The 20,929-nt window shown below is 57.8% G+C and carries 22 protein-coding genes; 7 read left to right on the top strand and 15 right to left on the bottom strand.

Translation table 11 applies throughout. From position 1 onward, the window contains the following. Positions 1-33: 33 nt before the first annotated feature. From CBW22_RS07985 to CBW22_RS07945, 9 genes are all read right to left on the bottom strand, one after another. Positions 34-498: a YbjO family protein gene (locus CBW22_RS07985; RefSeq protein WP_088516405.1), complete on the bottom strand. Its 465-nt coding sequence runs from the start codon at positions 496-498 to the stop codon at positions 34-36. A gap of 66 nt (positions 499-564) precedes the next feature. Then, entirely contained in the window at positions 565-1,410 is an 846-nt protein-coding gene (gene potI / locus CBW22_RS07980; protein WP_058757786.1) for a putrescine ABC transporter permease PotI, read from the bottom strand. Then, positions 1,407-2,363, bottom strand: a complete 957-nt coding sequence (gene potH, locus CBW22_RS07975; protein WP_021508379.1) for a putrescine ABC transporter permease PotH — start codon at positions 2,361-2,363, stop codon at positions 1,407-1,409. Before potH ends, potI begins: the two co-directional genes overlap by 4 nt. A gap of 9 nt (positions 2,364-2,372) precedes the next feature. Next, a complete protein-coding gene (gene potG / locus CBW22_RS07970) occupies positions 2,373-3,506 on the bottom strand; it encodes a putrescine ABC transporter ATP-binding subunit PotG (RefSeq protein WP_021508380.1) in 1,134 nt (377 codons plus the stop codon). A 119-nt stretch (positions 3,507-3,625) separates the two neighbouring features. Beyond that, entirely contained in the window at positions 3,626-4,735 is a 1,110-nt protein-coding gene (gene potF, locus CBW22_RS07965; protein ID WP_021508381.1) for a spermidine/putrescine ABC transporter substrate-binding protein PotF, read from the bottom strand. 372 nt (positions 4,736-5,107) lie between these two features. Continuing rightward, the gene (locus CBW22_RS07960; RefSeq protein WP_021508382.1) at positions 5,108-5,587 is read right to left on the bottom strand and encodes a YbjN domain-containing protein; all 480 of its coding nucleotides are present in this window, start codon (positions 5,585-5,587) and stop codon (positions 5,108-5,110) included. An 87-nt stretch (positions 5,588-5,674) separates the two neighbouring features. After that, a complete protein-coding gene (gene rimK, locus CBW22_RS07955) occupies positions 5,675-6,577 on the bottom strand; it encodes a 30S ribosomal protein S6--L-glutamate ligase (protein WP_021508383.1) in 903 nt (300 codons plus the stop codon). 17 nt (positions 6,578-6,594) lie between these two features. After that, positions 6,595-7,317 (bottom strand): oxygen-insensitive NADPH nitroreductase, encoded by a 723-nt coding sequence (nfsA, locus tag CBW22_RS07950; RefSeq protein ID WP_058757789.1) that lies wholly within the window; start codon positions 7,315-7,317, stop codon positions 6,595-6,597. A gap of 12 nt (positions 7,318-7,329) precedes the next feature. Continuing rightward, complete coding sequence (locus tag CBW22_RS07945; protein ID WP_088516404.1) at positions 7,330-7,581, bottom strand: DUF1418 family protein; 252 nt, start codon at positions 7,579-7,581, stop codon at positions 7,330-7,332. Positions 7,582-7,789: 208 nt separating this feature from the next. Here CBW22_RS07945 and CBW22_RS07940 point away from each other — a divergent pair, with 208 nt between their 5' ends. After that, positions 7,790-8,053 carry a GrxA family glutaredoxin gene (locus CBW22_RS07940; protein ID WP_010618314.1) on the top strand — a complete coding sequence of 88 codons (264 nt, stop codon included), beginning with the start codon at positions 7,790-7,792 and terminating at the stop codon, positions 8,051-8,053. A 33-nt stretch (positions 8,054-8,086) separates the two neighbouring features. Here the strand turns inward: CBW22_RS07940 and ybjM are convergent, their stop codons facing one another. Next, entirely contained in the window at positions 8,087-8,458 is a 372-nt protein-coding gene (gene ybjM, locus CBW22_RS07935) for an inner membrane protein YbjM (protein ID WP_021508386.1), read from the bottom strand. A gap of 260 nt (positions 8,459-8,718) precedes the next feature. Between ybjM and CBW22_RS07930 the strand changes: the two genes are divergently transcribed. The 3 genes from CBW22_RS07930 to ybjG all read left to right on the top strand — a co-directional run bounded on the left by CBW22_RS07930 (position 8,719) and on the right by ybjG (position 11,956). Further along, positions 8,719-10,407 (top strand): aspartate:alanine antiporter, encoded by a 1,689-nt coding sequence (locus CBW22_RS07930; protein WP_088516403.1) that lies wholly within the window; start codon positions 8,719-8,721, stop codon positions 10,405-10,407. 201 nt (positions 10,408-10,608) lie between these two features. Continuing rightward, positions 10,609-11,364: a phosphatase PAP2 family protein gene (locus CBW22_RS07925; protein ID WP_088516402.1), complete on the top strand. Its 756-nt coding sequence runs from the start codon at positions 10,609-10,611 to the stop codon at positions 11,362-11,364. Beyond that, positions 11,351-11,956, top strand: coding sequence for an undecaprenyl-diphosphate phosphatase (ybjG, locus tag CBW22_RS07920; protein WP_021508389.1), 606 nt, complete (start codon positions 11,351-11,353; stop codon positions 11,954-11,956). The genes CBW22_RS07925 and ybjG overlap by 14 nt, the downstream gene beginning before the upstream one ends. A gap of 48 nt (positions 11,957-12,004) precedes the next feature. Here the strand turns inward: ybjG and CBW22_RS07915 are convergent, their stop codons facing one another. Next, complete coding sequence (locus CBW22_RS07915; RefSeq protein ID WP_088516401.1) at positions 12,005-13,210, bottom strand: serine hydrolase; 1,206 nt, start codon at positions 13,208-13,210, stop codon at positions 12,005-12,007. A gap of 274 nt (positions 13,211-13,484) precedes the next feature. Between CBW22_RS07915 and CBW22_RS07910 the strand changes: the two genes are divergently transcribed. After that, a complete protein-coding gene (locus CBW22_RS07910; RefSeq protein ID WP_021508391.1) occupies positions 13,485-14,141 on the top strand; it encodes an HAD family hydrolase in 657 nt (218 codons plus the stop codon). Here CBW22_RS07910 and CBW22_RS07905 read toward each other — a convergent pair whose 3' ends face one another. Together CBW22_RS07905 and CBW22_RS07900 are read right to left on the bottom strand one after the other, a co-directional pair. After that, the gene (locus tag CBW22_RS07905; RefSeq protein ID WP_088516400.1) at positions 14,142-15,275 is read right to left on the bottom strand and encodes a PQQ-dependent sugar dehydrogenase; all 1,134 of its coding nucleotides are present in this window, start codon (positions 15,273-15,275) and stop codon (positions 14,142-14,144) included. A gap of 113 nt (positions 15,276-15,388) precedes the next feature. Further along, a complete protein-coding gene (locus CBW22_RS07900) occupies positions 15,389-16,024 on the bottom strand; it encodes a carbonic anhydrase (protein ID WP_021508393.1) in 636 nt (211 codons plus the stop codon). A 307-nt stretch (positions 16,025-16,331) separates the two neighbouring features. On the opposite strand from CBW22_RS07900, the gene rimO reads away from it, so the two are divergent. After that, a complete protein-coding gene (gene rimO / locus CBW22_RS07895) occupies positions 16,332-17,657 on the top strand; it encodes a 30S ribosomal protein S12 methylthiotransferase RimO (protein WP_021508396.1) in 1,326 nt (441 codons plus the stop codon). Here the strand turns inward: rimO and CBW22_RS07890 are convergent. Further along, positions 17,654-18,103: a DUF4385 domain-containing protein gene (locus tag CBW22_RS07890; RefSeq protein WP_021508397.1), complete on the bottom strand. Its 450-nt coding sequence runs from the start codon at positions 18,101-18,103 to the stop codon at positions 17,654-17,656. The two genes, rimO and CBW22_RS07890, sit on opposite strands and share 4 nt — an antisense overlap. Positions 18,104-18,219: 116 nt before the next feature. On the opposite strand from CBW22_RS07890, the gene CBW22_RS07885 reads away from it, so the two are divergent. Further along, a complete protein-coding gene (locus CBW22_RS07885; RefSeq protein ID WP_088516399.1) occupies positions 18,220-19,887 on the top strand; it encodes a methyl-accepting chemotaxis protein in 1,668 nt (555 codons plus the stop codon). 127 nt (positions 19,888-20,014) lie between these two features. Here the strand turns inward: CBW22_RS07885 and gsiD are convergent, their stop codons facing one another. Beyond that, positions 20,015-20,920 (bottom strand): glutathione ABC transporter permease GsiD, encoded by a 906-nt coding sequence (gene gsiD / locus CBW22_RS07880; protein WP_058769520.1) that lies wholly within the window; start codon positions 20,918-20,920, stop codon positions 20,015-20,017. Positions 20,921-20,929 lie beyond the last annotated feature (9 nt).

Raw genomic sequence — 20,929 nt, 5'->3', positions numbered from 1 at the left:
GAGAATTGGGAGCAAAAACGGGGGCCGATTGTATCACCGGCTACGGAAAAATGCGCGACTGCTGGCCGGCATAAACAGCAGCAGCAGCACCAGCACATCCGGCAGTTTCTGCAGCAGCGTGTGGTGAATAATTTGCGCGTTATTCTCGCCGGGAATGCTGAAAATCTCCGGATAGATCCAGCCCACCGACGCCATCAGCATGTACAGCAGCACCACGATCTGTGTGGCCACGTAGCCCCAGCGCCCGGCATTACTGCCGCGCATCAGGGTAAAGGCACAGCGCAGTTCAAACAGGAAAATCAGCTGGCTGGCGATAAAGATCAGCGTGGAATCCCACGCCTGCGCGCTGCGGTGCACGAAATTGGCGATTTCGTCATAGCCCAGCTCATTGGCCAGCATCAGCACGCTGATACAGCGCGTGGCGATAATGGCGCTGCCGGCAATGGTTACCGGCACGGGCGTGGAGGTTAACACCAGGTTTTTCAACGTTTCCGACATTGCGCGCGCTCCATAAGAAAAGGCTGACAGAGTCAGCCTTGCTTATATTGGCAAATGTTGCGTCACTCAGCCACGTTTTGCTTTCTGAATATCGCGCAATCGCTGTTTTTCTTCGTGCGCCATAAAGCGCCAGGCAATAAAGCCGACCAGCCCGACCACAAACAGAATCAGCGAGGCCAGCGCGTTGATCTCCGGATTGACGCCGCGCCGCACCGTGGCAAAGATCGCCATCGGCAGCGTGGTAGCGCCCGGCCCGGTGACGAAGCTGGCGATCACCAGGTCGTCCAGCGACAGAGTAAACGCCAGCAGCCAGCCGGTAATGATCGCCGGGGCAATCATCGGCACGGTAATCACGAAGAACACCTTCAGCGGCGTAGCGCCGAGGTCCATCGCCGCTTCTTCAATTGAGCGATCCAGCTCGCGCAGCCGCGAGTTGATCACCACCGCCACGTAGGCGGTACAGAACGTGACGTGCGCCAGCCAGATGGTCAGCATGCCGCGATCGCCCGGCCAGCCAAAGGTGTTGCCCATCGCCACGAACAGCAGCAGCAGCGACAGACCAGTGATCACGTCGGGCATCACCAGCGGCGCGGTGAGCATGAAAGCAAAGCCGCTGTGGCCGCGAAAACGCCCGAAGCGCACGATAATCACCGCCGCCATGGTGCCGAGCACCACTGCCATGGTGGCCGACAGCGCCGCGATGGTCAGGCTCAGGCCAACCGCATCCAGCATCGCATCATCCTGGAACAGCACGCGATACCAGTGAAACGAGAAGCTCTCCCATACCGTCACCAGCTGCGAGCTGTTGAAGGAGTAAACCACCAGCAGCAGCATTGGCGCGTACAGGAACAGGAAGCACAGCGCCAGAATCGCGGTGCGCCACGGAGAGCGGATTACCGGTAGCTGATTCATCCCTTCTCCCCCATTTCACGGTTTTGATGTTTGTGGAACCAGACGATAGGCAGAATCAGGATCAGCAGGATGATCACCGCCAGCGCCGAGGCCACCGGCCAGTCGCGGTTGTTGAAGAACTCCTGCCACAAAATGCGCCCAATCATGATGCTGTCCGGTCCGCCGAGCAGTTCCGGGATCACGTACTCGCCCACCGCCGGGATAAATACCAGCATTGAGCCAGCAATGATGCCGCCTTTGGTCAGCGGCACGATGACGCTGAAGAAGGTTTTCAGCGGGCGCGCGCCGAGGTCGAGCGACGCTTCCACCAGCGAATAATCAATACGCGTCAGCGCGGTGTAGATCGGCAGCACCATAAATGGCAGGTAGCAGTAAACGATACCGATATACACCGCCGTGTTGGTGTACAGGATGATCAGCGGATGATCGATCACGCCAAGCCACATCAGGAAGCGGTTGAGGATCCCGTTGTTGTTCAGCAGCCCCATCCACGCATAGACGCGCACCAGGAACGAGGTCCACGACGGCAGGATCACCAGCAGCAGCAGGATGGTGCGCATGGAGGGCTTGCTGTGCGCCACCGCCCACGCCAGCGGATAACCGATCAGCAGACAGATCACCGTTGAGATCGCCGCCACCTTCAGCGAGGTGAGATAAGCTTCGGCGTACAGCGGATCGTCGGTCAGCGTCAGGTAGTTGCCCAGATTAAGCACCAGGTTGAGCTGGTCGTCCGCCCAGGTCACCAAATCGGTGTACGGCGGAATGGCGCGCGCAATATCGGCGAAACTGATCTTCAGCACGATGAGGAACGGCAGCATAAACAGCAGGATTAGCCACAGATAAGGCAGCGCGATCACCAGCTTGCGACCGTGCTGCATTTTCATGCGCGTGCCCCAGCGCTGCAGCGGTGTGCCCGCTACCTCCGGCTCGCTGCGTTGAGAAATCTGGCTCATAGCGCCTCCTTAAACCGTCAGGACCACACAGCTATCGGCATCCCAGCACAGGCGCACTTCATCGCCCCAGGTGGGCGCGCCTTTCCGGTAGCGATGCGCATTCTGCAGCTGGGCGCTGATCATCTGGCCGCTGCGCAGCCGTACGTGGTAAATCGACAGATCGCCGAGATAGGCGATGTGCACCACTTCGCCGACGGCAAAGTTGCAGCCGTCGGCCGGCACCTCGTCGCACAGCATGACTTTTTCCGGCCGCAGCGCCACGTGCACCGGCACGTTGTCCACAATCGACACATCGGTCTGCACCTTGAGCGGATGCATCAGCCCCGGACTGTCGATCACCACGCCCTCGTCGCGGCGTTCGCGCAGCAGGCCATCAAACACGTTCACTGAGCCGATAAACTCGGCGCTGTAGCGGCTGGTCGGGTGCTCGTAAATCTCTTCCGGCTCGCCGATCTGCACAAATTTACCGCGGTTCATGATGGCGATGCGGCCCGCCATGGTCATGGCTTCTTCCTGATCGTGGGTCACCATCACGCAGGTAGCGCCTACGCGCTCCAGAATATCCACCACTTCATGCTGCATGCGGTCACGCAGTTTTTTATCCAGCGCGCCCATCGGTTCGTCGAGCAGCAGCAGCTTGGGACGTTTCGCCAGGCTCCGCGCCAGCGCCACGCGCTGACGCTGGCCGCCAGAAAGCTGGTGCGGCTTACGTTTGGCGTACTCTTCCATATGCACCAGCGCCAGCATCTCTGCCACGCGGCTGCTGATTTCGCCTTTCGGCAGTTTGTCCTGCTTCAGGCCAAAAGCGATGTTCTGTTCCACCGTCATATGCGGAAACAGCGCGTACGACTGGAACATCATATTAATGGGCCGCTGATACGGCGGCACGTGGGACAGATCCTGACCGTCCAGCACAATCTGGCCACTGCTGGGAATTTCAAAGCCGGCCAGCATCCGCAGCAGCGTGGACTTGCCACAGCCGGAAGCGCCCAGCAGCGCGAAAATTTCGCCTTTGTAAATGGTCAGGCTGACATCATCCACGGCGTGCTGGCCGTCAAACGATTTCGTCAGGTTGCGGATTTCCAGCAGCGGCGTTAACGCCTTAGCCGTTTTATTTTGGGGGCGGGGAATCGCGTCGTTCACTCACATGTCTCCGGCGCTAAGCGGGATAGCGCGGCACAGCCAGCCGCTAAATGACACAACAGAGGCCAGCACCGCGCCTCTGTTGTCGTTTACCGATAAGGGAATCCGTTCAGAACGAATTACTTACCACTTTTTACTTTAGTCCATGCACGGGTACGCGCACGATCCAGTTTCGGATCCTGGACCTTGAGCACAAACAGTTTGGCCATCGCTTCCGGCGTCGGGAAGATACCCGGATTGTTGCGCACATCCGCATTGATCAGCGGCAGCGACGCTTTGTTGCCGTTGGCGTAGTTCATCTTGTTGGAGACGTCGGCAATCACTTTCGGATCCATGATGTAGTTCAGCCACTGATAAGCCGCATCCAGGTTTTTCGCGTCTTTTGGAATGGCCATCATGTCGAAGAACGCCAGCGCGCCCTCTTTCGGAACGCTGTAACCGAGATGGACACCGTTGTTGGCTTTCACCGCGCGATCTTTCGCCTGCAGAATATCGCCAGACCAGCCGATGGCGACGCAGATGTTGCCGTTGGCGAGGTCATTGATGTACTGCGAAGAGTGGAAGTAGCGGATATTCGGCCGCAGCTTCAGCAGCAGATCGGTCGCCGCGCCGGTGTAATCTTTCGCGTCAGAGCTGTTCGGATCTTTGCCGAGGTAGTTCAGCACGGTGGCAAAAATCTCTTCTGGCGCATCGAGGAACGAAACGCCGCAGCTCTTCAGTTTTTCCAGGTTCTCCGGCTTCAGCACCAGATCCCAGCTGTTCACCGGCGCATCGGCACCCAGTGCCGCTTTGACTTTATCGATGTTATAGCCAATGCCGGTGGTGCCCCACAGGTAAGGAATGGCGTATTTGTTACCCGGATCGTGCTGGGCCACTTTCGCCATCAGATCGGGATCGAGATTTTTATAGTTAGGCAGCTTGCTCTTATCCAGCTCCTGGAACACACCAGACTGCAGCTGACGCGCGAGGAAGCTCGACGACGGTACCACCACGTCATAGCCGGTGCTGCCGGCCATCAGTTTGCCTTCCAGCACTTCGTTGGAGTCAAACACGTCGTAGACCACTTTGATGCCGGTCTGCTTTTCAAAATTGGGCACGGTGTCGGCCGAAATATAATCGGACCAGTTATAAACGTGCAGCGTTTTATCCTCTGCCTGAGCGCCCACGGCCGCAGCCATCAGCACACCTGCAACCACACCTGGCAACCATTTTTTTGACTGGTTGATCATGTTTTTCTTCCTCCTGAGCGGGTCATCACAACGCTGCATACACGCGATCCGGTCGTTGCGTTGTCTGTTAAATTACAGCCACACAATGAATCAATATTCAGCGGGAGTTTAATAGCAAAAACCTATAGCTGCGCCGTAGTTGCACGTATCAGACAGCCCCGCAAGAATAGCCCCCCTGATTCCTGCGTGCCAGATCCCAGCTTAAAAAACGCCTTTTTGCGATAAGTTATGCATGTTTCTGCTATGCACTCTGGCACTAGCGGCATAAAGCACGACTAATATCTGGCAATAAAGGGCAAAATGCAGAATAAAAAGTGGTGGGCCTGAAATGAAAACTGCCGCAAAAAGCGGCAGTTAGCAGGAGGGGAAAAATCAGTGCAGCATGCTGTGGCTGCTGACGCTCGGCGGACGCTCCTCGTCTTCGCCCATCATCAGCAGATGATTGGCGAACGCTTCCATAATCACCATCGAAATCCCCTCTTCGCTCTGCTTCATGAAGTGGGTGAACTGACCAAAGGTGATGCCGGCGCTTACGCTGATTGACTGGCAGACAATCAGCTTCGGCAGGTTGTCATCCTGTATATCGATAAAGGCTTTCACCGTCAGCGAACTGGCATTGATTTGCGACAGTTCACCAACCAGCGGGATCAGCGCGGTGGGCTTTACTTCTGCCAGCGCCGAGAAGAGGATAACGTTATCCACCAGGTCGATTTTCGCGTCAAACACCCCGTCAAAATTCTGCATATGCGGCAGATGCAAAGCCTGGCAGGCGTCGCATTCGAACCAGGTGATATTTTGTTGATCCAGCCAGCGACGCAGCATGTCGATGTCAGGAACGACCAGTGAATCCATCGTTGTATCCTGTGGGGTGAATAAATAAGCGCCTTAGCTTACGGAAAAACAGTCGCAGATGCCACGAAAACCGCGCAAAAGCGCGGTTCAGCCCCCGGTTTTCGGACGATAACCGGGACAGGCGTGCTGCTCAATCCAGCGGATCATCATGGCGGCAATGTCTAAACCGGTGCTGCCTTCGATGCCCTCCAGCCCCGGTGAGGCATTGACCTCCATCACCAGCGGACCCCGGTTGGCGCGCAGAATATCCACGCCCGCCACGGCTAATCCCAGCGTCGTGGCCGCTTTGACCGCGATCTCGCGCTCCTGATCGGTAATGGTGACGGCGCGGGCGCTGCCGCCACGGTGCAAATTAGAGCGGAAATCGCCCTCTTTCGCTTCCCGCTCAATCGCCGCCACCACTTCGTCACCAATCACCAGGCAGCGGATGTCGCGCCCACGCGCCTCTTTGATGAACTCCTGCACCAGAATATGCGCATTGAGACCGCGAAACGCATCGATCACGCTCTCTGCCGCCTGGCGGGTTTCCGCCAGCACCACGCCGATCCCCTGCGTCCCCTCCACCAGTTTCACCACCAGCGGCGCGCCGCCGACCATGGCGATCACATCCTGTGTATCATCCGGCGACGAGGCAAAGCCGGTAACCGGCATGTCGATGCCCTCGCGCGCCAGCAGCTGCAGCGAGCGCAGCTTGTCGCGTGCGCGGGTAATGGCCACTGACTCGTTGAGCGGATAGCTGCCGAGCATCTCGAACTGGCGCAGCACCGCCGTACCGTAAAAGGTGGTGGCGGTGCCAATGCGCGGGATCACCGCGTCGAAATGGCCGAGCGCCTCACCGCGATAGTGCACCGCCGGCGAGTCGGAGTTGATGTTCATGTAGCAGGAAAGCGGATCGATCATCTGCACCTGATGGCCACGCGCTTCCGCGGCTTCACGCAGGCGTTTACAGGAGTAGAGCGCGCCGTCACGGGTGAGAATGGCCATCTTCATTGCAGCGGTCCCTGTACTTAGCGCGTTGCCCAGCCCTGCTGATGCAGGTAGTCCAGCATGAACGGTCGCGTTTCTTTAATGATCAAACGCTGAATCAGTTCACTCCAGGTTTCTGAGCGCTGATTGCTGTCGCGCTGCTGATAGTAAGCGGTGATTTGCTGGTCATATTGCGCCAGCACCGCTTTATCCAGCGGCTGGTAGCGGTTTTCATGCACCAGCATCGCCTGCGGCATGCGCGGCTTGACGTCCGGTGACGCGTCGGGATGGCCGATGCAGAAGCCAAACAGCGGCAGCACAAACTTCGGCAGCCCCAGCAGCTCCGTCACCTGCGCGATGCTGTTGCGAATGCCGCCAATAAACACGCCGCCTAAACCGAGCGATTCCGCGGCTACCATGGCATTCTGCGCCATCAGCGCGGTATCGACACAGCCCAGCAGCAGCTGTTCGGCACGGCCCAGCTGAGCCTCAGGGCAGATTTGCTGGTGGCGGTTGAAGTCGGCGCAGAATACCCAAAACTCCGCTGCGGCGCTGACCCACGGCTGGCCGCCGGTGAGCTGCACCAGCTGCTCGCGCAGAGCGCGGTCGGTGATACGGACAATGGAGGAACATTGTAAAAAACTGGAGGTCGAGGCCGCCTGCGCCGCAGCGATAATCGCGCTGCGCTGGGCGTCATCAATCCCCTGCTCAGTAAAGGCGCGAATGGAACGGTGGCTGCAAAGCAAATCAATAGTCGGCGTCATAATCCTCTCCGGTTACTTCTTTTTGTCGGTGTGATTGAACAACTGCGGTGCCATCGCCTTTGCGGTGCGCCACATCATCAGCCACGCTGCCGGCAGCATCAGCGCAATGCCGAGGAAAAACAGCAGCGTTGCCAGCGGTTTTTTCGCCATGAATGCCGGTGCCGCCAGCCAGTCGTTGACCAGCAGCAGCGCGCCAGTCACTGCCAGCACGCCCAGCGCTTCCAGCAGTAGCACGGGTTTGGGCAATGTCGCCAGATTACGCATGGTTCAGGGCTCCTCAGTGTTCATCTGTTTCTGCTGCAGGTGATACCCGAATACTGTAGTACGGCATTGTGACCGGGTATAGACAGCGCGCATTAGAGTAACAGGCAATTTCTGCTTTTCTTAAGCAGGATGGGCGGGCATGATGTGACGCATTATTCACGCTGTGATGTGAGACAAGTCACAAAACAGCAGCGGAAGGAGAGAAGCAATGATTGCAGTGATTTTTGGCCGTTCCAGCTGCCCTTACTGCGTACGAGCAAAAGAGTTAGCCACGAAGTTAACCAGCGAGCGCGACGATTTTAATTATCAGTACGTCGATATCCAGGCGACCGGCATCACCAAAGCCGATCTGGAAGCGCGTGCCGGCAAACCGGTTTCTACCGTGCCGCAGATCTTCCTCGACGACCAGCACATCGGTGGTTACACCGAATTTGCGGCGTGGACCAAAGAAAACCTCGGCATCGAAGCCTGACCTGACGGGCCTGCGGGCCCGTCTTCGCTTCACTCAGCTGGTCCGCATCGCCAGCATAATGCGCAACAGGCGAACCAGCAGCGCACCGCACCCCGCCCAGAATAGAGCACTCAGGCTCCACGCCGTCACCAGCAGCAAGCTGTGCGTCATCGGCATCACCAGCCACACCCACATCATACCCAGCAGCGTCCCGCCCAGCGCGATCCACAGTGTGCCGATCAGCGGACTGTCCGGCTGCAGCAGCGCCATCACGATGCCCGGCAGCAGAAACAGCAGCAGTTCCGGCTGTCCACGCACCGCCTGCGTCGCGGCGGCGGACCAAAAATGATGTGCAAAAATAAACACCAGCGTATAAAGCATCACGCCCAGAACCGATGCTGGCCAGCGATTATTGCGCTGCAACATACCTCTCCTCAACTTTGACGTTAACAATATTGAAACTTTTAACTGCCCTGATGCGCTTACGTGGAAATAAAAAGAAACAGCTGAAGGCAGAAGGAATGAAAACTGCTGATAGCTGAGGGTGTTAATTATGATTAGAATGGCGCCGCTTTATGTGGGTCACAGATTAAGAACATTCGGTGACCGGGCCGTGCGCTGCCGTCACAAGATAGCGAAAAAATCCCCTTCCATCAACCCGTTACAGGTAAATAAGAAGTTAAACCGTGAACATTAACGTCGCAGAATTGTTAAGCGGAAATGACGTTCTGTTATTATTTGTCGTATTAGCCCTCGGCCTGTGCCTGGGTAAATTACGCCTTGGCTCCGTACAACTCGGTAATTCTATTGGTGTGCTGGTGGTTTCGCTGATTCTGGGTCAGCAACACTTCGCGATAAATACTGACGCCTTAAGTCTGGGCTTTATGCTGTTTATTTTTTGTGTCGGGGTGGAAGCCGGTCCCAACTTTTTCTCCATCTTTTTCCGCGACGGTAAGAACTATTTCTTTCTGGCGATCGTCATGGTGGTCAGCGCCCTGCTGATTGCGCTGACGCTCGGCAAACTGTTTGGCTGGGATATCGGCCTCACCGCTGGCATGCTGGCCGGCTCGATGACCTCAACGCCGGTGCTGGTGGGCGCAGGCGATACGCTGCGGCAAAGCATCAGCGACACGCAGCTGCTGGGGCGCATGCAGGATAACCTTAGCCTGGGTTACGCCCTCACCTATCTGATTGGGCTGGTCAGCCTGATTTTCGGCGCACGCTACCTGCCACGCCTGCAGCATCAGGATTTGCCGACCTGCGCCCAGCAAATCGCGCGCGAGCGCGGTCTGGATGCGGACAGCCAGCGTAAAGTGTTCCTGCCGGTAATTCGCGCCTACCGCGTTGGTCCGGAGCTGGTTGAGTGGAGCGGCGGCAAAAACCTGCGTGAGCTGGGGATTCACCGTCAGACCGGCTGCTACATTGAGCGCCTGCGGCGTAACGGCATTCTCGCCAGCCCGGACGGTGATGCAGTTTTGCAGCTCGGCGACGAGATTTCCCTGGTGGGCTATCCGGATGCCCATGCGCGTCTCGACGCCAGTTTCCGTAATGGTAAAGAGGTGTTCGATCGCGATCTGCTCGACATGCGCATCGTCACCGAAGAGATCGTGGTGAAAAACCACAACGCGGTGAATAAACGCCTGAGCCATTTAAAACTGACCGATCATGGCTGCTTCCTCAACCGGGTGATTCGCAGCCAGATTGAGATGCCGATCGACGACAGCATTATGCTCAACAAAGGCGATGTGCTGCAGGTGAGCGGCGAAGCGCGTTGGGTGAAAAGCCTGGCCGATCGCATCGGCTTCATTGCTATTCACAGCCAGATGACCGATCTGCTGGCGTTCTGCGCCTTCTTTATCATCGGCCTGATGATCGGCATGATCACCTTCCAGTTCAGCAACTTCAGCTTTGGCCTGGGCAACGCCGCCGGGCTGCTGTTTGCCGGCATCATGCTCGGCTTCCTGCGCGCCAACCACCCGACGTTCGGCTACATCCCGCAGGGCGCACTGACCATGGTGAAAGAGTTTGGCCTGATGGTGTTTATGGCCGGAGTTGGCCTGAGCGCCGGCAGCGGGCTGCAGCACGGTCTCGGCAGTGCGGGCGCGCTGATGCTGCTGAGCGGCCTGCTGGTGAGTCTGTTACCGGTGGTGATTTGCTATCTGTTCGGCGCTTATGTGCTGCGCATGAACCGCGCGCTGCTGTTTGGTGCCATCATGGGCGCGCGTACCTGCGCACCGGCCATGGAGATCATCAGCGATACCGCGCGCAGCAGCATTCCGGCGCTCGGCTATGCCGGCACCTACGCCATTGCCAACGTCTTGCTGACGCTGGCGGGGACGCTGATCGTCATCATCTGGCCGCTTTTGCCTGTTTAAAAATATTTTTACACGCGTCAGAACTAATCGGACGCGATGCAGTCTGAATAAGTGCCACTGCTTTTCTTTGAAATCCCCAAATTGAGGAGCCCGTTAGCCTTCTGCTAGCGGGTTTTTTTATGCCTGCCGCGCGCGCCCTTAAGGTTTCCCTAAGCGTGATTTGCCACCCTGTGACTCTGGTTTCGCTATTTGCAAATATTCATGCAACTTTCATCAAAGTTAAACACTCCAACAACCCGCAGTGAGATTCGGAGCGCGGCTATTTATTCTCTGTCCGCGCGCTTCTACGCTATCAACCTTATTTTGCTGGCAATTCTGGCGCTGGCGTTTCTGTGGTGGTCGCGCCACGAAAGCCTCGACATCGCCATCAGCCAGCGCTGGTTTGATCCGCTCACCCGGCGTTTTCCGTGGCAGCACAACCGCTGGCTGGATCTGATTAACCATCGGCTGATGAAGGATGTGATTATCGCTGGCGCGGTGCTGCTGTTACTGCGCGGCCTGAAACAGCGCGACGCCCGGCGTGTGCTGGTGGCCCTGCTGTTTGGCATGGGGCCGCTGGTGGTGGGCATACTGAAGGCGCACAGCGCGCACTCCTGTCCGTGGGATCTGGCGCTGTTCGGTGGCAATGCCGCGAGCTTTCCGCTGCTGGCGGCGGTGCCGGCCAACAGCGGCCCGGGCCAGTGCTTTCCGGGCGGCCATGCTTCCAGCGGCTTTGCGCTGATGGCGCTGTTTTTTTTGTGGTGGCCGGAGCGTCCACGCCGCGCGCTGCTGGCGCTGGCAGTGGGAATCGCCAGTGGCCTGCTGATGGGCTATGGCCAGGTGATGCGTGGTGCGCACTTTTTCTCCCACAATTTGTGGGCGGGCTGGTGGGTGTGGCTCAGCCAGCTGCTGATTTTTGCCGCAATTTCTTTTTGGGTAAACAAGACGAGGACGAGGAAACGTGATGGAAGCTCTTAACCACACCCTCTTTTTATGGATTAACGCCACGCCGGATTCACCCGCGTGGCTGCTCAGCCTGGCGACCTTTATCGCCAAAGATGTGATTGCGATTGTACCGTTGCTGATCGTCGCCCTGTGGCTGTGGGGGCCGCGCGATCAGCTGCAGTCGCAGCGCGCGCTGGTGCTGAAAACCGGCATGGCGCTGATTTATGCGCTGAGCATCTCCTGGTGCGTGGGCCAGCTGCTGCCACACCCGCGCCCGTTCGCCATTGGCTTTGGTCACCAGTTCCTGTCACACGCCGCTGATGACTCCTATCCCAGCGATCACGGCACCACAATTTTTACCTTCGCGCTGGCGTTTATTTTCTGGCACCGTCTGTGGTCCGGGGTGGTTTTGCTGGCGATTGGCAGCGCTATTGCCTGGTCACGCGTGTATCTCGGCGTGCACTGGCCACTGGATATGCTGGGCGGTTTTCTGGTGGGGTTGCTTGGCTGTCTGGCTTCGCATCTGGCGTGGCAGCTGTACGGTCAGCGCATGCTGGCGCTGACGCATCAACTCTACCGCGCCCTGTTCGCGATGCCGATTAAAAAAGGCTGGGTGCGCGGATAAACTCAGCCGGCAGGCGGGTTAGCCACGGGTTGACCCGCCGTCCTGAGATTAACTGAACCACTTACCGAACCAGCCGTTGAATTTCATCATAATGAAATCCCAGATGCGGCCAATAAAGCCGGCTTCCGGTACATCCTCCATCGCCACCAGCGGACGCTGTTCAATGGTTTTGCCATCCAGCTGGAAATCGATAGTGCCCACCACCTGATTCTTTTTCAGCGGCGCTTCCAGCTGCGGTGCGTTGAGGGTAAAGCTGGCTTTGAGATTTTTCATCTGCCCTTTTGGGATAGTGATCGCCGCATCCTTCGCCACGCCGAGGTTGACCTGGCTTTTTTCGCCAAACCACACGCGCTGCTGGGCAAACGGTTTATCCGCTTTAATCGGCGTAACGGTTTCATAGAAACGGAAGCCCCACGTCAGCAGCTTTTCACTCTCGCGAAAGCGAATGGCATCGGTCTGCGCGCCCAGTACCACCGAAATCAGGCGCATGTCGCCGTCCACTGCTGAAGCAACCAGATTGTTGCCCGCCCCCGAGGTATGCCCGGTTTTGATGCCGTCAACCTTGAGGTTGCTGCTCCACAGCAGGCGGTTGCGGTTCATCTGTTTGATATTATTGAAGGTAAATTCTTTTTCGCTGTTCAGCGCATACTCTTCCGGCACATCAGCAATCAGGCGCTGGCCGATGATCGCCATGTCGCGTGCGGTGCTGTACTGGCCTTCGGCGTCCAGACCGTGCACCGTCATGAAGTGGGTGTTTTGCAGGCCAAAGGCTTTAACGTAATTGTTCATCAGGCCAATAAAGGCATCCTGACTGCCGGCGACATAGTCCGCCAGCGCGATACAGGCATCATTCCCCGACTGGATCACCACGCCCTTATTCAGTTCCGAGACCGGGATGCGATCGCCCGGCTTGAGGAACATCAGCGACGACCCGCGCAGTTTCGGATTGCCGGTGGCCCAGGCATCCTGGCCGATGGTCACCATGTCGTTACTGGTGATTTTGCCGGATTTCAGCGCCTGGCCGACCACGTAGCTGGTCATCATTTTGGTCAGACTGGCGGGATCAAGACGCTGGTCGGCATTGGACTCTGCCAGCACTTTACCGCTGCTGTAGTCCATCAGAATCCAGGCCTTTGCCTCAATCTGCGGTGCCGCGGGTGCCTGCTCGGCCTGAGTGGTGACAGGGACGAAAAGCAACAATAATGAACTGGCCGCCAGTGGCCGCCAGACTGAAGTCAGGGATGTTTTTCTCATGAGCGTGACCCAATTGTCCTTGTAAAATCACGGATTTGTGCAGGTAAGACATGTCTTACCAAACGCTAACGGTTCACGCCGGTGAAAAAAACCGCCAAACCGTAAAGTTTTTTAGAGTTTGTTAGAGTAACCCTGGCATTAAGGCCGCTGCGCTGCCAGTGCGCGGGCGTCAGGGCAGAGGAAAAATTGCGAGAAATTCCGAATTTTCGCAGAAGAGTTAAGCCAGTCACAAAATTCCGCTAACCTGATGCCAGTCAGCCCGAGGAGAATCATGATGGACTTAGCCGTTTTCGATCTGGATGAAACCCTGATTTGTGAAGACAGCACCAGCCTCTGGCTGCGCTGGCTGGTTTCGCAGGGGTTTGCACCGGAAGAGATCATTCGTCAGGAGCAGGCGCTGATGGCGCAATACCACGCCGGCAGCCTGTCGATTGAAGAGTACATGCGCACCACGCTCTCACCGCTCACCGGCATGGCGACGCTCACCGTCGCAGGCTGGGTGCGGCGCTTTATTCATCGCGATATCCTGCCGCGCGTCTTTCCCGCCGCGCGCGAACGCATTCAGTGGCATCAGCAGCGTGGCGACACGGTGATGATTATCACCGCCAGCGGCGATCACCTCGCCGTGCCGATTGCGGAACGGCTGGGCGTACACGGCGCGCTGGCGATTGGCGTGGAAGTGGTCGATGAACGCTACAGCGGTGAAATTTACGGCACCGCCACTTACCGTGAAGGCAAAGTTTCACGACTCAGCGACTGGCGAGCGCTGCAGCAGGATCGACGCTTTGAGCGCACCTGGGCGTACAGCGATTCGATGAACGATCTGCCGCTGCTGTCGCATGCCGATCATGCATGGGTGATTAACCCGGACGCGCTGCTGCAGCAGGAAGCGCAGCAGCGCGGCTGGCAGGTGTGTAACTGGGTGCGCTGATTAACCGTGCGCGGCGCTGGCGGCCTCCGCCAGCCCGACTTTCAGCAGCTTGCCATTGGCCTCATCGGTCAACACATACAGATAACCATCCGGCCCCTGACGAACATCGCGGATGCGTTCGCCACGATCGCCCAGTAGCCGCTGCGCCTCTTCGACCTTCTCGCCGTTAACGCGCAGTCGGATCAGACTTTTATCTTTCAGCGCACCGATAAACAGCGAGTTTTTCCACTGGGGAAAGCGCGCGCTATTGTAAAACGCCATGCCGCTGATGGCCGGCGATTGCTGCCAGTAAAACAGCGGCTGCTCGGTGCCGGCAACGGCGCTGCCCTGCGCTTCCGGCACTTTCTGCCCGCTGTAATCAATGCCGTATGTCGCCAGCGGCCAGCCGTAATTTTTGCCCTTCGCCGCCAGATTCACCTCATCGCCGCCGCGCGGGCCGTGTTCACTCTCCCACATCTGCTGCGTCCACGGATTAAGCGCCAGCCCCTGCGGGTTGCGCACGCCGTAAGACCAGATCTCCGCGCGTGCGCCCTGACGATGGTTAAACGGATTATCCGCCGGCACCTTGCCGTCCTGCGTCAGGCGAACAATTTTGCCCGACAGTTTGTCCAGCTGCTGCGCGCTGCGGCTGGCAAAGTTATCGCCGAACGCGATGTACAGATAGCCCTGGCGATCAAACGCCAGTCGCGTGCCGATGTTGGCACCGCCGGAGAGTTTCGGCGTTTGCTCCAGCACCACCTTAAAATCCTGCAGCTGACGGAGATCTGCGCTGAGCGTGCCGAAACCCACCACGCCGCCCGCGCGGCCGGTGTCATCGGCGGTGGTATAACTGAGCCACACCCGACGGCTTTGCGCGAAGTCCGGCGCCAGCACCACATCCAGCAGACCGCCCTGGCGCCTGGCCCACACGTTTGGTACGCCGCTAATCGGCTGCGATAGCCCGCGGCCCGGCTGCCAGCTGCGCAGCTGTCCGGAACGTTCGGTAATCAGCAGAGTTTGCTGGTCGGGCAGAAACGCCACCGACCACGGATGATCGAGCTTGTCCTGTAATACCTGCACCTGGACATCGGCCGCCAGCGCGGTAAAGGAACCGCTGAGCGCGCCAGCCAGCAGCGCAACACGCCATAAACGCATGGGATTCTCCTTTTCACAGTCTGCCGTTAAGGGTAGTCAGCCAGTAAGAAAGGATGTGCAGGATTTACAAAACATTAAGCCCGGCGCAGTGGCCGGGCTTGTAGCAGGCAGGATTATTCGAAGCAGGTTTCCGGGTTTTCCGACAGTGAAATGAAGGATTCACCGCCTTTGGTCAGGGCAATAATGCCGCCGCTTTCAATATCATAAACCCAGCCGTGCAGGCGCAGCTTACCTTTGCGCAGCGCGACCGAAACGGAAGGATGCGTTTTGATATTGTTGAGCTGGGCAATCACGTTCTCTTTCACCATTTCGTTGAGGCGTTTCTCAACCGATTCGTAGTTGCGCTCTTCCACCACCGCTTTTGCTGCATTGGCGTAGTGCAGCCAGTGATCAACCGCCGGCATGCTCTCGAGATCGGCGTTGGACGCAATCGCGTTCATCGCACCGCAGTTGGAGTGACCACAAATGATAATTTCGGTTACGCCCAGCGCGACCACCGCATACTCGATGGTTGCTGACACGCCACCCGGCTCCGGACCAAACGGCGGGACAATGTTACCGGCGTTACGGATCACAAACAGCTGGCCCGGCTCCGACTGTGTCACCAGCTCTGGTACCAGACGGCTATCCGAACAGGAGATGAATAAAGCTTTAGGATTCTGGTTGGACGCCAGACTCTTGAAAAGATCCTTCCTTTCAGGAAACACATTCTGTTGAAAATTCAGAAAACCTTTGACGATCTCTTGCATTTGTCTGCTCTCACATTATCCACTTCAGCCCCGGCAGAGAGAAACTCACCGCTGGCGCGCTTTAAAATTCTGTAATGTCGATAATAACTTACAATTACCAACCCGATATTTAAGCAAAATCGACCCGCTTGCACAACCCGGATGTCCGCCACCCAGTGACTATTGAGCGTGGGTTACCCTCAGCAAGCATAGCGTTAACATCAATTTTTGCCGCCAATCAGATTCTCACGCAGCCTATACATTTTCCCCGTCAACCTCTGTACAATCGCGCTCCTGTCCACCTTAATTATGATGAATTTTTATCCTTATGAGCCATGTCAAAAATCCGCCGCGTGTAGGCTTCGTCTCTCTCGGCTGCCCAAAAAACCTCGTCGACTCTGAACGCATCCTGACGGAGCTGCGGACAGAAGGCTACGACGTGGTGCCACGCTACGATGATGCGGAGATCGTCATCGTTAACACCTGTGGATTTATTGACAGTGCCGTACAGGAATCACTGGAAGCGATTGGTGAAGCGCTGAACGAGAACGGCAAAGTGATCGTCACCGGCTGCCTCGGCGCCAAAGTGGATCAGATCCGCGAAGTGCATCCGAAAGTGCTGGAGATCACCGGCCCGCACAGCTACGAGCAGGTGCTGTCGCACGTGCACACTTACGTGCCAAAACCCGAGCACAACCCGTTCCTCAGCCTGGTGCCGGAACAGGGCGTGAAACTGACGCCGCGCCACTACGCTTACCTGAAAATTTCCGAAGGCTGTAACCATCGCTGTACTTTCTGCATCATCCCGTCAATGCGTGGCGATCTGGACAGCCGTCCGATTGGCGCAGTACTCGATGAAGCCAAACGTCTGGTGGAAGCGGGCGTAAAAGAGCTGCTGGTGATCTCACAGGACACCTCCGCGTACGGCGTCGATGTTAAACACCGCACCGGTTTCTGGAACGGTTCGCCGGTAAAAACCAGCATGGTCAGCCTGTGTGAGCAGTTGGCGAAACTCGGCGTCTGGGTGCGTCTGCACTACGTTTATCCGTATCCGCACGTGGATGATGTGATCCCGCTGATGGCCGAAGGTAAAATCCTGCCTTACCTCGATATTCCACTGCAGCACGCCAGCCCGCGTATCCTGAAGCTGATGAAGCGTCCGGGCGCGGTTGAGCGCACGCTGGAGCGCATCAAACGCTGGCGTGAAATCTGTCCGGAGCTGACGCTGCGTTCCACCTTCATCGTGGGTTTCCCGGGCGAAACCGAAGAAGATTTCCAGATGCTGCTCGACTTCCTGCGTGAAGCGCGCCTCGATCGCGTTGGCTGCTTCCAGTACAGCCCGGTGGAAGGCGCCACGGCTAACCAGCTGCCGGATCAGGTACCGGACGACGTCAAGCAGGCGCGTTTCGACCGCTTCATGCAGCTGCAGCAGCAGATCTCCGCAGAGCGTCTGCAGGAGAAAATCGGTCGCGAGATTCTGGTGATCATTGATGAAGTGGATGAAGAAGGCGCGGTCGGCCGCAGCATGGCCGACGCCCCGGAAATCGACGGTGCGGTCTACCTGAATGGCGATCGCCAGGTGAAGGTCGGCGAAGTGGTGCGCGTTAAAGTCGAACACGCCGACGAATACGACCTGTGGGGCACGCGCGTTTAACCGTACTTTTGCTGGTGCGCTTTTTTGCGCGCCAGATAATCGTTATCGGCGCGCAGCCGGTCCCAGCACGCTTTGAACACGGCCGCCGCAGCGGCCTTTTCTTTCTCTACCGTACGCGGCAGCTCTTTGCCGTCGGCACCGTATTTCCGTCCGCCCTGATGATTGCTGTAGCGGCGCGCGCGGGTATAACCCATCTGAATAAATTTGCGCGCCATATCCATACCGACAAAATCATCCTGCGCGCGATACGCCTCGAACAGCTGCATGATTTTTTCTGATGACTGCTGCGCCAGCTCGACAGTGCGAAAGCGCCAGTGCGGCAGAATTTCGCTCTTATAAGGTTCCACCATCAGCACCCCCTGCTCGCCGCGTCCGACCTGATACAGCTCCGGATGCTGACGGAAGTCGAGCTGTTTAAAATCCTGCTGGTAATTGAAGGGTTTCATCCCCTGGCCTCCTGTCCGTAACCATTACTGCGGTGAATTATTTCGCTGCCGCACTTTAGTGATGCTTTTTTCCACCGATAACATAACTACCGGCTCATTTGCTAAGAGATGCTCACATGTTCAACAAGATGAAAATTGTGACCGCCATTGTGGTTATTCTGGTGGTATTCACAGCCATGCAGGCCATATCCGGCTCGCTCTTTTTCTCCTCGCTGCGCGCGGGACAACATAATTTCACCGCCAGCAATCAGTTGTCTCATCAGCAGCGCGAGCTGGGCGACGGCTGGCAAACGCTGGTGAAAACCCGCGTCACCATCAACCGCGTGGCGATCCGTATTCTGAAAAATCAGACCGACGAGCAGTCGCTGGCGGCGATCAACAAGTTGCTGCTGGCAGCCGGTGCCTCGCTGGAAGCGGCGCAGCAGCACTTCAATCAGTATAGAAGCTATCCGCGCATCGACGGCCAGAGTGCGTCGACCGCCGATCTGATCGACAATAAATTCAAAGCGTTTTCCGCGCTGCTGCAGCAGTCCGCCGTGTTTCTGAAAGCCAATAACTACGCGGCCTACGGCAACCTCGATGCGCAGCAGGCGCAGGATGAACTGGAACAGGCTTATCAGCAGTGGCGCGATGAAAACATGCAGCTGATCAATCAGCGCAGCCTGCAAAATGACAGCAACTATCAGCAGGTGCTAATCATGATTGCCGTCATTGCGCTGGTGGTGGTGCTGATGGTGGCGGCGGTATGGACGCTGGTGCGCCGCGTGCTGCTGGCACCGATGCAGCAGGTGCAGCAGCAGATCGAGCGCTTTGCCGAAGGCGATTTGTCAGCCAGCCTGCAGGTGGCAGGCCGCAGTGAAATGGCGGCCATTGCCGCCAGCCTGAATCATATGCAGCAGGCGCTGCTCGGTACCATCAACAACGTGCGCGACAGCGCGGATGCCATTTTTGGCAGCGCCAGTGCCATCGCCAACGGTAATAACGATCTCTCGGCGCGGACCGAACAGCAGGCTGCCTCACTGGAAGAGACCGCCGCCAGTATGGAACAACTGACCGCAACCGTGAAGCAGAATGCTGACAACGCGCGTCAGGCTACGCAGCTGGCGAAAACCGCGTCGGACACCGCCGACAAAGGCGGTAACGTGGTGGAAGGCGTGGTGAAAACCATGCGCGACATTGCGGACAGCTCGAAGAAAATCGCCGACATTACCAGTGTCATTGACGGTATCGCTTTCCAGACCAACATTCTGGCGCTTAACGCCGCGGTAGAAGCGGCGCGTGCCGGTGAGCAGGGGCGCGGCTTTGCAGTGGTGGCGGGCGAAGTGCGCAACCTGGCCCAGCGCAGCGCGCAGGCGGCAAAAGAGATCAAACTGCTGATTGAAAACTCCGTGCAGCGCGTGGACCTCGGTTCGCAGCAGGTCAGCAGCGCTGGCGATACCATGCAGGAGATTGTCAGCGCGGTGACGCGCGTCACCGATATCATGGGCGAGATTGCCTCGGCTTCCGATGAGCAGAGCCGCGGTATTGACCAGATTGGCCAGGCGGTGAATGAGATGGATCGCGTGACGCAGCAAAACGCCACGCTGGTGCAGGAATCGGCCAGCGCCTCGGCATCGCTGGAGCAGCAGGCCAGCCGGCTGTCATCAGCGGTGGCGCGTTTCAACACCGGCGCACGCCCGACCGCTGCGGTAACCGAGCGGGTGGTGAAACCGGTGCTGCCCGCCCCGACCCGCGCCCTGCCCGCAGCGGTGAGCCACGGTAACGACAACTGGGAAACGTTTTGATGCGCTGAAGTGTTTATAAAATCAGTGGCCTGATTAAGAGTCATGCGCCAGGCATTGCACTTATCGTAGCGGCGCAATTTATTGCGCGATGAATCGCGCCGCTACAACTGCAATGCGGTGTTCACCCTCAGCTCTTCAGTTTCGGGTCCAGCGCGTCGCGCAGGCCGTCGCCCAGCAGGTTGAACGCCAGCACGGTGAGAAAAATCGCCAGGCTGGGGAAGATCGCCACGTGCGGCGCAATCACCATATCGGCGCGCGCTTCGTTGAGCATCGCGCCCCACTCCGGCGTCGGTGGCTGCGCGCCCAGGCCGAGAAAGGACAGGCTGGCAGCGGTGATGATCGAAGTACCGATACGCATGGTGAAATAGACCACAATCGACGATACCGTACCGGGCAAAATGTGACGCATGATAATGGTCCAGTCGGAAGCACCAATACTGCGCGCCGACTCGATATAAGTCTGATGTTTCAGCACCAGCGTATTGCCACGCACCAGACGGGCAAATGCCGGAATACTGAAAATCGCCACTGCCACAATCACGTTGCTCATGCCGCTGCCCATGATCGCCACCACCGCGATCGCCAGCAGGATGCCGGGAAACGCAAACAACACGTCGCAGATGCGCATGGTGATACGATCCCACCAGCCTTCGTAATAGCCCGCCAGCAGCCCCAGCACGGTGCCGATCACCGTGCCAATCGCCACCGAGAAGAAGCCGGCGATCAGCGAAATGCGCGTCCCGACCAGCACCCGACTGAAGATATCGCGCCCAAGGGAATCGACGCCAAACAGATGCATCCACGACGGCCCTTCGTTGAGCCGGTCGTAGTCAAAATAGTTTTCGGCATCAAACGGGGCGATCCACGGGGCGATAAACGCCACCACAATCAGCAGCAGCACAAACGCGCCTGCCAGCAGCGCCACATGCTGACGGCGAAAGCGCCGCCAGAATTCACGCCACGGCGTGCGAACCCGGTTTTCCGTCATCAGCGGCAGGGATTTCAGTGCCGCATCGCGTCGCCAGTTCTTCAATTGCGACTC

This window comes from Pantoea sp. VS1 (genome assembly GCF_002207995.1).
In the GTDB taxonomy this organism is placed as follows: domain Bacteria; phylum Pseudomonadota; class Gammaproteobacteria; order Enterobacterales; family Enterobacteriaceae; genus Pantoea; species Pantoea dispersa.
This window is presented reverse-complemented; position numbering and strand designations above follow the sequence as displayed.